12 protein-coding genes are annotated in these 14,223 nt (G+C 67.6%); 7 read left to right on the plus strand and 5 right to left on the minus strand.

Features of this window, described 5'->3' with window-relative positions; genetic code table 11:
- Window positions 1-278 (minus strand): c-type cytochrome biogenesis protein CcmI (gene ccmI, locus NHG85_RS14760; RefSeq protein ID WP_253333690.1); only part of this gene is annotated, 278 nt, incomplete at its 3' end.
- Window positions 279-497: 219 nt separating this feature from the next.
- Here ccmI and NHG85_RS14765 point away from each other — a divergent pair.
- Window positions 498-908, plus strand: a complete 411-nt coding sequence (locus NHG85_RS14765; RefSeq protein WP_253333692.1) for a hypothetical protein — start codon at window positions 498-500, stop codon at window positions 906-908.
- Window positions 909-1,013: 105 nt separating this feature from the next.
- Here NHG85_RS14765 and NHG85_RS14770 read toward each other — a convergent pair whose 3' ends face one another.
- A complete protein-coding gene (locus tag NHG85_RS14770) occupies window positions 1,014-2,129 on the minus strand; it encodes a glycosyltransferase family 61 protein (RefSeq protein WP_253333694.1) in 1,116 nt (371 codons plus the stop codon).
- 174 nt (window positions 2,130-2,303) lie between these two features.
- On the opposite strand from NHG85_RS14770, the gene NHG85_RS14775 reads away from it, so the two are divergent.
- The 4 genes from NHG85_RS14775 to NHG85_RS14790 all read left to right on the plus strand — a co-directional run bounded on the left by NHG85_RS14775 (window position 2,304) and on the right by NHG85_RS14790 (window position 5,160).
- Window positions 2,304-3,647, plus strand: coding sequence for a GSCFA domain-containing protein (locus tag NHG85_RS14775; RefSeq protein WP_253333696.1), 1,344 nt, complete (start codon window positions 2,304-2,306; stop codon window positions 3,645-3,647).
- A 106-nt stretch (window positions 3,648-3,753) separates the two neighbouring features.
- Window positions 3,754-4,353, plus strand: coding sequence for a superoxide dismutase (locus tag NHG85_RS14780; RefSeq protein ID WP_253333698.1), 600 nt, complete (start codon window positions 3,754-3,756; stop codon window positions 4,351-4,353).
- Between the two features lie 145 nt (window positions 4,354-4,498).
- Complete coding sequence (locus NHG85_RS14785) at window positions 4,499-4,708, plus strand: hypothetical protein (protein ID WP_253333700.1); 210 nt, start codon at window positions 4,499-4,501, stop codon at window positions 4,706-4,708.
- Window positions 4,708-5,160, plus strand: coding sequence for a host attachment family protein (locus NHG85_RS14790; protein WP_253333702.1), 453 nt, complete (start codon window positions 4,708-4,710; stop codon window positions 5,158-5,160). The genes NHG85_RS14785 and NHG85_RS14790 overlap by 1 nt, the downstream gene beginning before the upstream one ends.
- A 34-nt stretch (window positions 5,161-5,194) precedes the next feature.
- Here the strand turns inward: NHG85_RS14790 and NHG85_RS14795 are convergent, their stop codons facing one another.
- Window positions 5,195-5,761 (minus strand): LOG family protein, encoded by a 567-nt coding sequence (locus tag NHG85_RS14795; protein WP_253333703.1) that lies wholly within the window; start codon window positions 5,759-5,761, stop codon window positions 5,195-5,197.
- A gap of 136 nt (window positions 5,762-5,897) precedes the next feature.
- Between NHG85_RS14795 and NHG85_RS14800 the strand changes: the two genes are divergently transcribed.
- The gene (locus tag NHG85_RS14800) at window positions 5,898-7,724 is read left to right on the plus strand and encodes an ABCB family ABC transporter ATP-binding protein/permease (RefSeq protein ID WP_253333705.1); all 1,827 of its coding nucleotides are present in this window, start codon (window positions 5,898-5,900) and stop codon (window positions 7,722-7,724) included.
- Window positions 7,725-7,828: 104 nt separating this feature from the next.
- Window positions 7,829-9,028 (plus strand): multidrug effflux MFS transporter, encoded by a 1,200-nt coding sequence (locus NHG85_RS14805; protein ID WP_253333707.1) that lies wholly within the window; start codon window positions 7,829-7,831, stop codon window positions 9,026-9,028.
- A 55-nt stretch (window positions 9,029-9,083) separates the two neighbouring features.
- Here NHG85_RS14805 and NHG85_RS14810 read toward each other — a convergent pair whose 3' ends face one another.
- Window positions 9,084-12,734 carry an efflux RND transporter permease subunit gene (locus tag NHG85_RS14810; protein WP_253333710.1) on the minus strand — a complete coding sequence of 1,217 codons (3,651 nt, stop codon included), beginning with the start codon at window positions 12,732-12,734 and terminating at the stop codon, window positions 9,084-9,086.
- Complete coding sequence (locus NHG85_RS14815; protein ID WP_253333712.1) at window positions 12,731-13,957, minus strand: efflux RND transporter periplasmic adaptor subunit; 1,227 nt, start codon at window positions 13,955-13,957, stop codon at window positions 12,731-12,733. The genes NHG85_RS14810 and NHG85_RS14815 overlap by 4 nt, the downstream gene beginning before the upstream one ends.
- Between the last annotated feature and the right edge of the window lie 266 nt (window positions 13,958-14,223).

Here is a 14,223-nt window from a genome sequence, read left to right on the forward strand (position 1 = left end):
AGCGCGGCGGCGGGCCAGGTCGGGCCGCGACCGGCGGCCACGGTCCGGTCTGACCTGTCGGCGGCGAGCAGCCTGCGGGCGATCTCGGTGCGGGCGCGCTCGGTCTCCTCCTTCGAGAGCAGTCCACGCTCGTGCTCGTTCTCGATCTCCGACATCTGACCCTTGTAGAAGGCGACGTCCGGGGCCGGGGCCTCGGTCGTGTCGCGCCGCCGCAAGGGGGCGAGCAGCGCGGCCAGTACGATGGCCGACAGGCCGGCGGCAATGATCCAGAACAGCATGGTGACCTCTCATTCGCGGCTCTCCTAGCGCGCGCGGGCACGTCAAGAAACCCCCCGGGCCGATGCTGCGTCTCAAGCGGCGCCGCCAAACCACTGCAGCTTCGGGGAAATCCTCCCCTGGCCGCGAATCCCGACCCAACAATAATTTGATCAACTCAGGAACCGGGCCGATCAGGGTAACGTTGCCCCGTCAAATGACACATGAACGGAGCATCTCGCATGTCCGACCCGAACACGAACCACAACAACACCAACCCGCCGCCGAAGAAGGGGGGCACCTCGATCGCGCTCATCGTCGGTGGCCTCGTGGTGGCCGTCCTCGTGCTCTACTGGCTGTTCGCAGGTGGCAACGAGGTCGAGAACACCGACGTGATCGGTGATGAGACCAATATCAGCGTCGAATCCGAAACCGCCGAGGAATCGGTGCTCGAGACCGATGACACCGTGATCGAGAACGTCGAGGAGACGGGTTCGGCCATCGAAGCCGAGGTCGACGAGACCGCGGCCGAAATCGGCACCGAGATCGAGGAGACCGAAGCCGAGGTCGAGGCCGAGATCAACGAGACCGAAGCCGAGATCGAAGGCGCCGACGTCATCGAAGTCGAAGGCGACGCCGAGGTGGTGCAGTAAGCACGTCTTCCGCGCGCTTGATAAGTGCGGATCGAAAGGGGCGGCGGCCATGCGGGCCGCCGCCCTTTTTTCCATGCAATGCTTCTGGAGCGTGCCGGACCGGGATCAGCCCTCGTAGGGCTTGAGCCCGCTGCGGGTTGACGGGGACAGCCGGGCCACCTCCGCTTCGACCTGCGCCGGGTCAAGCGCACACCAGTCCCGCCCCCTTGCGATCAGCCCCGCATCGCCCAGCGCGGCCCCCGCCTGTGCGAAGTCGACCTCGCCCCAGCTCATCCGGTCGGGCCGTTGCGCGGTCTGCTCGATCCAGTTGCGGCGCAGCGCATCCACCGCGACGGCCTGCGCGCCTGTGAAGGCGCGGATCTGCCGGGCGAAGAGCGCGCCCAAGCCCCCCGGGCGCCGCGCGATGATCCCGACGCGCTGCTCGGAGTTGCCGACAAGCGCCAGCAGGTGCAATGGCGAGCAATCCACGGCGATCACATGGGTGGCGGCCTTGTAGGCTGCGATCTGGGTGGCGTGATCGTGTTTTTGCGGGTGAAACACCTCGTAGCCCTCGGCTTCGAGCCAGGCTTCGAGCCGCGCTTCGCCCAGGATCGAGCCGCGGCCCGGCGGCAGCGCGCTGCGCGAGATATAGATCTTGCGCGCGCCCTTGGGCGCGATGTCGCGACCCGCGTGGCGGCGCATGTAATCGCGAAACTCCGGCGCGCCCTCGATCATCCCGAACATGCCAAAGCCCTGCAGCGGCACGTGCAGCTGCTCCACCCGCGTCGGCCGCTCGAGGCTGCGCATCGGCACGTCGACGCCCAGCGCCCTGAGAAAGGGGCGGTAGGTCTCGGCGACGTGCTGCACCCTGTGCTGGAACTTGGGCACGTAGAGCACCCCGTCGATCTCGCCGCGCAGCGCGTCGAGCGCCCAGAGCCGCGAGATGCTCTCGACCAGGAAATGGCCGAAATGCCCGAACAGCGGCCCGAGAAAGACCCAGCGCCCGGCGAGCGCATCGACCGGGCCCTCGGGCAGGGCGGGCGGCACGGTGACGGGCCTGTCGCCGCGCCAGGTCACGGCCTCTTCGACAGCCAACCCCTCCGCGCTGATCACCCCGGACCTTTGCACCGAGCGGTTCGGCCCGCCCTCGGGCGGCGGCACCACGAGGGCGCGATCCAGCCGGCGGATCCTGTGGGCGATCGAACCGGAGAGGTCGGGGGCGCGTGTCGTGTCGTCGGGCATGAGCGGTCCTTCGTGGTAGTGAGGCCCGGCCGGACCCTTTCACCGTCTTACGCCGCTTTTGCGGCGCGGGCAGGGCCATCCTCGGCATGGGCCGCATTTCTGCCCCGCGCGTGATGTTGTCTGGCCCCAGAGCCGTGGCTAGTCTCGGACCGAAGCCCAAGGAGAGCCCGCGCCATGGATCGCAACATAGAAGCCGTCCCGGCCACCGAAGCCTTTGGCCGGGCGCGCGGCAACCGGCTGCGCCGCTACCCCTCGCCCGAGCGCGACGGCGATCGCCTCTATCCGCTGGCGGCACCCACCGCGAGCCCGAGCTTCGCGATCGAGGATGGCGACACGATCTTCGCCATCGGCTCGTGCTTTGCACGCAATGTCGAACGCGCGCTCGATGCTGCCGGGCGGCGGATCATCAGCCGCGAGTTCGAGCTGGGCGAGATCGGCGAAAGCCTGGGCGACGCGGCCAATTTCTTCAACAAGTACTCGATCCACTCGGTGCTCAACGAATTGGGCTGGGCGCTTGAACGCGACAGCTTTCCTGGCGCGGAAATCCTCTACGACAACGGCGGCGGCCGGTTCAGCGATGCGCAGCTCGGCATGGCGCGGCTCGATTTTCCGGTCGAGAAGATTCTCGATTTCCGGCATCGCTATCTCGACGCGATGGCCCGCGTGGCCGAGGCCGACGTGGTGATCGTGACGCTGGGCTATGTCGAGACCTGGTACGATCGCAAGCTGCGGCTCTATCTCAACGTCGCGCCACCGCAGGCGGCAGTGAAGGCCGAGCCCGAGCGTTTCGAGTTTCGGGTGCTGAGCTATGCCGACGTGCTCGACGGGCTCGAGCGACTGCACGCGCTGCTGCTGCGCCACCGCCAAAAGTCGCTGAAGATGCTGGTGACCGTCTCGCCCGTGCCGCTTCTGGCGACCTTCAGGGAGATGGACGTGCTTGTGGCCAACGCCTATTCCAAATCCGTGCAGCGCGCAGCGATCGAGGAATTCGTCACCACGCGCGAGGGCGTGGATTATTTCCCCTCCTACGAGTTCGTCACCCTGTCGAATCCCGCCGTCGCCTGGTCGCGGAACGATTATCGCCATGTCTCGCCCGATCTCGTGAATCGGATTATGTCGAACGTGCTCGACCGCTACGTGGTCCGGCCGCAGGGCGCGGAGGCCCAGGGCGGAATGACTCTCGACGCGCTGCTGTCCTCGATGCGGATGCTGGCGCGGCTGGACGACCACGAGGCCTTGCGTGACCTGGCCCGGCAGCAGCGCGAGCTCGTGGAGACCAGCATCGACGCGCTGATGCTCGAGGCGACGGCGGCGCGGCGGCTGGGCGATCTCGGCGGAGCGCATGCTGTGCTGCTGCGCGCGGCCGATCTGGCGCCCACGCGCCCCGATCCGGTCGAGCGGCTGATCACCCTGTGCCGCCCGCTCAAGCGGCACGAGGAGGCGCGCGTCCTGTGCGACCGCCACGCGCGCGATTTCCCCGAGCGCGGCGCCTTCCGCGAGCGGCTCGACTGGCTTTGATCGGGCCTTCAAGCGTCCGATTTTCGGCCGCTTCCCATTGACCTTTGCAGCGCAGGGGTTCTGTTATGTGGCGCAAATCCACCACTGGCAGAAAAGCGAGACCGACATGGCCTTCGAACTTCCCGATCTTCCCTACGCCCACGACGCGCTCGCCTCCAAGGGCATGTCGAAGGAGACGCTCGAATATCACCACGACCTGCACCACAAGGCCTATGTCGACAACGGCAACAAGCTGATCGCCGGCACCGAGTGGGACGGCAAGTCGATGGAAGAGATCATCCGCGGCACCTACGACAAGTCGTCGGTCGCCCAGAACGGCATCTTCAACAACATCTCCCAGCTGTGGAACCACAACCAGTTCTGGGAAATGATGACCCCGAACGAAAGCAAGATGCCCGGTGAGCTGGAAAGCGCGATCACCGAGAGCTTCGGCTCGGTCGACAAGTTCAAGGAAGACTTCGCCGCCGCCGGCGCCGGCCAGTTCGGCTCGGGCTGGGCCTGGCTGGTGAAGGACGAAGGCGGCGGCCTCAAGGTCACCAAGACCGAGAACGGCGTGAACCCGCTGTGCTTCGGCCAGACCGCGCTTCTGGGCCTCGATGTGTGGGAGCACTCCTACTACATTGACTACCGCAACAAGCGCCCGGCCTATATCTCGAACTTCCTCGACAACCTCGTGAATTGGGAGAACGTCGCCTCGCGCATTTAATCGCGGGCGGCGGCCCTTCGGGCGGCTTCCAGGGCCCTCGCGCTGCGGCGCGGGGGCCTTTTTCGTGGCGCTGCCGCCGATCCGGCCCCGGAACTCCGAAAGGGCATCAATCGTTGGTTCCGCGAACGCAAGACAGGAGGCTCCCATGGCCGACAGGGCACGATCCAAGGACGGTGTGAAGGAAACCGACGCCTATGTGACCGACGAGGACAAGGCGGGTGCCGGCAATCAGCCGGGCCGCGAGGGCGGCGACCTGACCCGCAAGGTGGGCACGCGTGACGATCTCAAGCGTGCCGAGCAGGACGACGCGGGCGCGACCCGTGTGCGCAAGTCCGATGAGAAGGACAGCGAGTGATGGCGAAGATCGACAATGGAACGTGGATCCTCGTCGCCGATGGGGAAAAGGCGTTGATCCTCGAAAACGTCACCGACGACCAGCACCCCAACCTGCGCGTCGTGCGCAAGGAGGAGCAGGACAACCCGCCCGACCGCGAGCAGGCCACCGACAAGGCGGGCCGTCAGGCCGATGGCGGCCCCGGCCAGCGCACGGCGCTTGCCGAGACCGATTTCCACCAGCTCGCCAAGGACCGCTTCGCCGCCGATCTGGCCGACATCCTGTACCGTCAGGTCCACAAGGGCCGTTTCGAAAAGCTGGTGATCGTCGCCAGCCCGCAGGTTCTGGGCGCGCTGCGCCCCGAGCTGCACAAGGAGGTGGCCGATACGGTGGTGGCCGAGGTGCCCAAGACCCTGACCAATCACCCCATTGCCGAGATCGAGCAGGCCATCGCCAGCGAGATCGCTGGATAAACGCCGACAGGACCGCCCTCCCCGGGGCGGTCCTCTACGCTGTGAGCATATCTTCCAGCGCTTTTTCCAGCGCTTTCACGCTCGACACGTAGCGGATGAAGCCCTTGAGGCTGTCGTCGGCGAAGCCCTCGTCGATCACGTGATTTATGAGCTGGCGCAGCGGTTGCCAATAGCCTTCGGTGTCGAGCAGCAGGATCGGCTTGCCGTGCAGGCCGAGCTGGCGCCATGTCAGCACCTCGAAGAACTCGTCGAGCGAGCCCGCGCCGCCGGGCAGCATCACGATCGCATTCGCGTTCATGAACATGACCTTCTTGCGCTCGTGCATCGTCTCGGTGACGACATAGGTGTCGAGATCGGTCTTGCCGGCTTCGGCATCTACGAGATGGCGCGGGATCACCCCGAAGCTCGATCCACCCATGCCCTGCGCCGCCCGCGCGACCGTGCCCATCAGCCCGACGTCGCCCGCGCCGTAGACCAGCCGCCAGCCGCGCCGGGCCAGCATCTCGCCGGTCTCCTGCGCCGCGGCTTCATAGGCGGGGCGCAGCCCCGGGCGCGATCCGCAAAAGACGCAGACGGAGGCGGAAAAGGCGGGAAGGGGCATCACGGGAACTCCGGTTGAATGGGATGCCCGTGTCCTAGTGCGCCCGGCACGCGCGCTCAAGCGCCGGTCATGCTCTGGCCATCCCGGGCCTCGCATCCTACCCTTGGCGTTCCGCCGCCAGCCCCGGAGCCAGCCGATGCGACGCCTGCCCAAGACCGATGCCAACCTTTCGGGCCAGCCGGTCAAGGGCTGGGACACGATCCGGCAGGTGATCCCCTATCTCTGGCCCGAGGGACAGGGATGGGTGAAGCGGCGCGTCGTGCTTGCCGTGTCGCTTCTGGTGTTTGCCAAGCTGATCGCCGTCGCCACCCCGCTGTTTTACAAGGCCGCGGTCGATGCGCTGGCGGGCGAGGGCGAAAGCGCCGCGATGCTCTTGGCCATCGGCGCGGCGGGGTTGACGCTGATCTACGGGCTGGCCCGGCTCGCCAATGTGGGCTTTCAGCAGCTGCGCGACGTGGTGTTCACGCCCGTGGGGCAAAGGGCGTTGAGAAAACTCGCGCTGCGCACCTTCCGCCACATCCACGCGATGAGCCTGCGCTACCACATCGGGCGCAAGACCGGGGGGCTGAGCCGGATCATTGAGCGCGGGGTGAAGGGGGTCGAGTTCCTGCTGCGCTTCCTGCTGTTCTCGATCGGGCCGCTGATCCTCGAGCTTCTGCTCGTCGCGGTGGTGCTCTTCTTCATGTTCGACGTGTGGTATCTCGTCGTGGTGCTGGGCACGATCCTCCTCTACGTCGCCTTCACCTTCAAGGTGACAGAATGGCGGGTGAAAATCCGCAAGCAGATGAACGACCAGGACACCGACGCCAATCAAAAGGCGATCGACAGCCTGCTCAATTTCGAGACGGTGAAATATTTCGGCGCCGCTGAGCGCGAGGCGGCGCGTTACGACAGCGCGATGGAGAAATACGCGGCTGCCGCGGTGCGCACCAACTATTCGCTCGCCTTCCTCAACTTCGGCCAGTCGCTGATCATCACTGGCGGCCTCGTCTTGGTCATGGTCATGGCCGCCATCGGCGTGCAGAACGGCGCGCTGACGGTGGGCGATTTCGTCATGGTCAACGCCTACATGATCCAGATTACCATGCCGCTCAACTTCCTCGGCACGGTCTACCGCGAGATCCGGCAGGCGCTGATCGACATGGGCGAGATGTTCGAACTGCTGAACCAGCCGCCGGAGGTGACCGACAGCCCCGATGCCAAGCCGCTCGCCGTACCGCGCGGCGAGATCGTCTTCGACGAGGTCACCTTCGGCTACGAGGCGGCGCGCGGCATCCTCAAGGGGGTCTCCTTCACCGTGGCGCCGGGAGAGACGGTCGCCATCGTCGGCTCTTCGGGTGCGGGCAAATCGACCATCGGGCGGCTGCTGTTTCGCTTCTACGACGTGACGGGGGGCGCGATCCGCATCGACGGGCAAAATCTGCGCGATGTGACCCAAGACAGCCTGCACGCCCATATCGGCGTGGTGCCGCAGGACACGGTGCTGTTCAACGACACGATCCTCTACAACATCGCCTATGGCCGAGAGGGCGCCACGCGCGAGGAGATCGAGGCGGTGGCGCGCGCCGCCCAGATCCACGATTTCATCCAGTCGCTGCCCGAGGGCTACGACACCACCGTGGGCGAGCGGGGGCTGAAGCTCTCGGGCGGCGAGAAGCAGCGTGTCGGCATCGCGCGCACGCTGCTCAAGGATCCGCCGATCCTGCTGCTCGACGAGGCAACCAGCGCGCTCGACACCGATACCGAGCGCGAGATCCAGGGCCAGCTGCGCGCCATGGGGCAGGGGCGCTCTGTGATCACCATCGCACATAGGCTGAGCACGATTGCAGATGCCGACCGGATCGTGGTGCTGGAGGCGGGCAAAGTGGTCGAATCCGGCTCTCATGAGCATCTGCTGGCGCAGGAGGGCCGCTACGCGCAGCTCTGGTCGCGCCAGCAGGCCGAGGAGGCCGAGGCGGCCTGATTGCGCCACTGAACCGATCGGTCTAGTCTGCGCGCGAGTCGCCTGCTGCGTGCAGGCCAATCGACGTTCCGGGCGCAAGGCGCGCGGAGTTCAAGGACAGCACCATGTTATCCCCGATGTTCCGCACCGCCGTGGTGCTGGGCCTGCTCTCTGCCGTGGGCCCCTTCACCATCGACATGTACCTCCCCGGCCTGCCGGGTCTCGCCGCCGATCTGAACGTGGACGAGGCCGCGGCGCAGGCGACGATCAGCGCCTATTTCCTCGCCTTCGGCCTCGCGCAGCTGCTCTACGGCCCGATGGCCGACGCGCTGGGCCGCAAGCGGCCGGTCTATCTCGGCGTGACGATCTTCCTCGCGGCCACTATCGGCTGCGCGCTTGCGCCGTCCCTGCCGTGGCTGGTGGCGTTCCGGGCGTTGCAGGGCTTTGGCTGTGCGGCGCTGATGGTGGTGCCGCGCGCCATGGTGCGCGACATGTACACCGGCCACGAGGCGACGCGGCTGGTGGCGATGATCATGCTCGTCATCTCGGTCTCGCCGATGCTGGCGCCGCTGTCCGGCGCGCTGATGATGGGCTTCACCGGCTGGCGGGGCATCTTCTGGGCGCTGGCGGGCGTCGCGGGTCTGGCGCTGCTGCTCACCATCTTCGCGCTGAAGGAAACCCTGCCGGTGGAGCGCCGCCGGAAGGTGCGCCCGCGCATCCTCGCGCTTTCGGCCAGGCGGCTGTTCCGCGACCCGACCTTCATGGCGCTGACCTTCGTGTCGGGTTTCGGCATGGCAAGCTTCTTTGTCTTCATCGCCTCCGCGAGCTTCGTCTACACGCAGCAATACGGGCTGACGCCGCTGCAGTTCTCGCTCGCCTTTGCAGTCAATGCGGTGGGCTTCTTCGGCGCGAGCCAGTTCGCAGCACCGCTGGGCCGCCGCATCGGGCTGACCCGGATGCTGCGGCTGGCGCTGATGGGCTTCGCCTTCTTTGCGCTGACGCTGCTGGCGATCACGGCGGCGGGCTACGCCACGCTGCCGGTGCTGATGGGGCTCTTGCTGTGCGGCAACGCCTGCCTCGGCCTCGTCATCCCGACGAGCCAGGTCATGGCGCTCGACCCGCATGGCGAGATCGCGGGCCTCGCCTCCTCCATGGGCGGCACGCTGCAGATGCTCACGGGCGGTCTGATGGTCGCGGTGACGGGGCCGTTCTTCAACGGCACGGCGCTGCCGATGGTCGCGGTGATCGCGGGCTGCGCGGTGATGTCGCTAAGCCTCGCGCTGCTGGCGCTGGGCCGGGGCGAAAAGGCGGCGCAGGCGGCCTGAGCGACCCTCGCCGCAAGGCGCCCAAAGGCCGCCCTCGGGGCGGCCTTTTCGTTTGCTATTCCGCGGCCCGCAGCGTCGGCGCAGGGGGGATGACGGGGCCTTTTTCGTCCTCCCAGATGATCTCCGGTGCCTTGATCCGGCGCGCCTCGCGACGAAGCGCCCAATCGCGCGCCGCCCGGCTGCCCCGGCCCATCGAGAGCCGCGCCAGCAGGCGCGCCATCCAATGCGCGTAGCGCGCGGCCCAGATCCTCAGCGCCAGCATGGCAGGCGTGAAAACCAGCGTCAGCACTGTGGCGATGCCGAGGCCGAAGACCACCGCCGTGGCGAGCTGCTTCCACCACAGCGCGGTGGGGCTGTCGATCGTGTAGCCGCCGCCGAAGAAATCGAGGCTGAGGCCGAACATCATCGGCGCGAGGCCCGCCATGGTGGTCAGCGTGGTGAGAAAGACGGGTCGAATGCGGTCCTCGGCGGTGCGGATCACCGCCTCGGTGCGCGGCATGTAGCGCTCGTAGTCCTGGTAGGTGTCGATCAGCACGATGTTGTTGTTCACCACGATCCCGGCCAGCGCCACGATGCCGGTGCCGGTCATGATGATCGAAAAGGTCTGATCCATCACCAGCATGCCGATCAGCACGCCGGCGGTGGACATGACCACCGCCAGAAGCACCAGCATGGCGTTGTAGAAGCTGTTGAACTGCGCAAGCAGGATGATGAACATCAGCCCCAGCGCACCGGCGAAGGCCGATTGCAGGAAAGCCTGGCTTTCGGCCTGGTCCTGCTGATCGCCGGTCCATTCCCAGCCGATGTCGCCTGGCAGGGGCGCGGTGTCGAGCCAGTCGGTCAACACCTCGATCCGCTCGTTGGCATTGACCGAGGCGCGGCTCACCTCGCCCGCGTCGATACGGCCCTGCAGCGCGGGGCCGATCTCGTCCTGCGCCACGATCCGGGTCTCGCCATCCTCGGTGAGCTTCACCAGACCCGGCGCGACATCGGCCTTGATCTCGAAATAGCGCTGCTGGTCGACGCGGGTGATCTCGGCGAGCTTGGCCACAGGCGTTCTGGTCACGAAGTTCGACAGCGGCACCAGCCCCGAGGGCGTGCGCACCCGCAAGCTGTCGAGGGTGGAGAGCACGCGGTCCTCCTCGGGCAGGCGCAGCCGGATCTCGATCTCCTCGTCCGAGCTGTCGACCCGCATGGTGTCGAGCATGATGCCGCGGGTGACGAGTTGCACCATCGCGCCCACCGTCGCCACGTCGGCGCCGAAGCGTCCGGCCTTCTCGATGTCGACGTCGATCTGCCAGTCGATCCCCGGAAGCGGCAGCGTGTCCTCGATCAGCGTCAGGCCGGGGGTTTGCTCGAAGCGCGCGCGCGCCTGGGCCGTGGCGTCGCGCAGCGCCTCGAAATCATCGCCCGTAAGCCGCAGGTTCACCGGCTTGGAGGCGCCGGGCCCCTGCGCGAGGTCGAGGATCTCGATCCTTATGCCGGGAATGTCCTCGAGCTCCGCTTGCAGCCGCTCGAACACCACGTCGCCGTCGAGGACGGCAGGATCATGGCCGCTCGCACGGGCATAGGCGGTGCGCTCCTCCCATGGCACCAGCTCGATCTGCAGCTGCCCCACCGCGTCGGCCGGGCCGCCGGCACCGGCGGTATTGGAGTTGAGCCCCCCCTCGCCGGCAAAGGCAAAGACCGAGCCGACGCCGGGGAAGTCCACGACGCGGGCCTCGGCCTCGGCCACCAGCGCGTCCTTTTCTGCAAGGCTGAGGTTGCCGCGCGCCTGCACGTAGATGATCGCCTGTTCGGGTTCGGTTTCGACGAAGAATTCCACGCCGTTGTTGTGGGTGCCGAAGTAGGTGAAGGTCGAGAAGACGAAGGCGCCGACGGCGGCGATGGTCACCAGCGGCATCACCGGATTGCCCGCGATCAGCGCGATGACGCGCCCGAAGAGCGAGCGACGGTAGCCCGCGCGCACCCGCTTTGGCGCGCGGCGGATCCTGGCTGCGCCGCCGGTCACGGTGGTGGCGATCGCGCCAAGAAGCGCCAGCGCCAGCCCCGGCGCCGCCTCGACCAGCCCGGTCGCGGGGCGCGCCTCGCCCGAGAGGTAGCCCGGGTTGAGCGCCAGCATCAGCCCGACGAAGATCAGCCCGGCAGCGGGCGGGACCAAGGCCGCGCGCGCCACCCAAGGCAGGCGGCGGCGCAAGACGTCGGAGGCATGTCCGAAGCTGCGGCTCATCCGGCCCAGCACGCCGCCCATCACCGGCAGGTAGATCAGCGCCACGACGAGCGAGGCCGAGAGCACGAAGATCAGCGTCACCGGCAACATGCCCATGAACTGTCCCGCCACGCCGGGCCAGAACAGCATCGGCAGAAAGGCGCAAAGCGTCGTCGCGGTCGAGGAGACCACCGGCCAGAACATGCGCTTGGCCGCCTCGACATAGGCGTGCATCGGTCCGACCCCGTCCGAGATGCGCTTGTCGGCGTACTCGACGACGACGATGGCGCCGTCGACCAGCATCCCTACCGCGAGGATCAGACCGAACATCACGATGTTGGAGATGGTGATGTCCATCACCGCGAGCAGCGCGAAGCACAACAGGAACGAGGTCGGGATCGAGAAGCCCACCAGCAGCGCCGGGCGGGGCCCGAGTGCGGCCAGCACCACGATCATCACCAGCGCGATCGCGGTCAGCACCGAACCTTCGAGCTGGCTTACCATCGAGGCAACCTGCCGGCTCTGGTCGTTCGAGGTGCCGACCTCGATCGCCATCCTGAGCTCCTCGGGCCAGCTCTCCTGCTCCGCCGCGACCGTCTCGCGCACCAGCGCCGCGGTGTCGATCAGGTTGAAACCGCGCCGCTTGACGACCTGCAGCGCCACGGTCGTCTCGCCGTTGAAGCGCGCCGTCGAGGTCCGGTCCTCGAAGGTGAGGCGGATGGTCGAGAGATCGCCCAGCGTCACCACCCGGTCGCCATTGGTCTTGACCGGCAGTTCGTAGATGTCGCGCGGCTCGTCGAAGCTCGACGGGATCTTGACCGCAAAGGCGCCCTGCGCCGTCTCGACCTCGCCCGCCGCGATCAGCAGGTTGTTGTTGGTGACGATCTGCAAAAGCTCGGCGGCGGTGACGTTGTAGGCCTCGAGCCTCAGCGGGTCGATCTCGACTTCGAGCATCTCGTCGCGCTGGCCCACCAGCCCGGCCGAGAGCACCGCGTCGAGCCCCTCGAGCCGGTCCTGCAGATCCTTGGCGACGCGGATCAGCGTGCGCTCGGGCAGGGCGCCGGTCAGGTTGACGATGATGATCGGAAATTCGGAGAAGTTGATCTCGTTGACCGACCAGGCGTCGGCCCCGTCTGGAAACTCGGCCTCGGCGGCATTCATCGCGTCGCGCACATCGGCCATGATCTTGGTCTTGTCCCAGCCGAACTCGAACTCCAGCGCTACCCCGCCATAGCCTTCGGAAGCGGTGGCGGTCATGGTCTTGAGCCCGTCGAGATCCGACAGGCGGGTCTCCATCGGCTTGACGAGAAGCTGCTCGCTGTCCTCGGCCGAAATGCCGGGGAAGGGGACGGAAACGAAGAGCGCCGGGATCTCGATATCCGGCTCGCCCTCCTTGGGCAGGCCGACATAGGCCGCGCCCCCCGCCACGAGGCTGAGCACGATGAAGGCGAGGATCATCCGCGCGCGCGAGGCGGCCCAATCGACGATGCCGGTCATGGCGCGGAGTCCCGGAAACTGGGCAGTACGGGCACCCCGTCGGTCACGTATTCCTGCCCGACCACGATGACATCGGCCTGCGCGTCGAGCCCGGCCACCAGCACGCCCTCCACGGTATCGCGCAGGAGCGCCACGGGGGCAAAGCGTGCCACCGGCGTCTGCGCCGTTCCTTCGACCAGCCGCACGCCGAGCCGGCCCGCATCATCGAGCGTCAGCGCCGATTGCGGCAGCAGATGGGCCTGCGTGCCATTGGTGTCGATGAAGATCTCCGCCGTCTGTCCGTCGCGGATCTCGAGATCGGGGTTGGGCACCACCGCCTCGATGCGAAAGGTCCGCGTGGTCTCGTCGGCCGAGCGCGACACGAAGCGCACCTCGCCCGCGAGCGCCCGGCCGCTGGCGAGCCGTCCACGCGCCGGGGCGCCATTGCGGATCTTGTCGACATCGACCTCGGGCACGAAGCCCACGAGCCGGATCGGATCGAGTTGGAGGATCGTGGCGCAGGGCGCGCCGGTCTGCATCAGGAGGCCAAGCTCGGCGGTGTCGGTTTCGAGCACCCCCTTGAACGGGGCGCGGATCGACAGCTTGTCGATTTCACGCTCCGCGGCAGCCACGGCGGCGCGCGCCGCGTCGATGCCCGCGGCGGCCGAGACGAGCCCCGAGGCGGCGCTCTGGACCTGCGCCGCCGCCGCCTCCATCGCGGCTTCGGCGCTGATCACCGAGGTTTCGCTCTGGTAGCCGCCCTCGCTGAGCCGCTTGGCATTGCTGAGGTTGATCTCCGCCTCGCGCAGCCGGGCCTGCGCCTCGGCCTGCGCGGCCTGCGCCGTGGGCAGACGACTCTCGGCCTCGCCCAGCCGGGCCTCGGCCTCGGCAAGCTCGACCTCGCGGGTGCCGGGGTCGAGCACGCAGAGCAGGTCGCCGGTCTCGACGAAGGCCCCCTTGCGCAGCGGCTCCGAAATCACCCGACCGGCGGTCTCGGCACGCACCTCGACCTCGCGCGCGGCCTCGGTGCGCCCGCGCAGCACCACCGCGTCATCGACCTCTCGCGCGGTGCTGCGCAGCGCCACCACGCCGATGCCGGGGGCGGGCTCCACCTCATCTTGCAGCGCTGCCGCCTCTTCGCCGCTGGCGATCTGCGCGATCGCTCTGAGCCTGTCGCGATCGATGACCAAGAGGTAGAGAAAGGCGGCCACAAGGATCGCGGTGATGACGGGGATCGGTTTCATGGCGCGTCCTTTTTGGCCATCGGGCCCGCCACGGACACGGGGGGGGCGGGCGCTCTTCGGATGAACGCGCGCCGGGCTTGGGGGCTTTGCCCCTGGCGACAGGCCGGAACCGTTCGGTTCAGACTACGCCGCGCTGTGCCGCGCCTCAAGCGTTCCGAGCCTCGCGCGACAGGGTGCCGCGCTATGGCCACGGCGCGTGTCGAGCGGGTCTTGTTCCCGCGCCCGGCTTCACGATAAGACGGGCGCGATCCAAAGACGGCGCCCGG

Source organism: Limimaricola litoreus, assembly GCF_024159025.1.
GTDB lineage: Bacteria > Pseudomonadota > Alphaproteobacteria > Rhodobacterales > Rhodobacteraceae > Limimaricola > Limimaricola litoreus.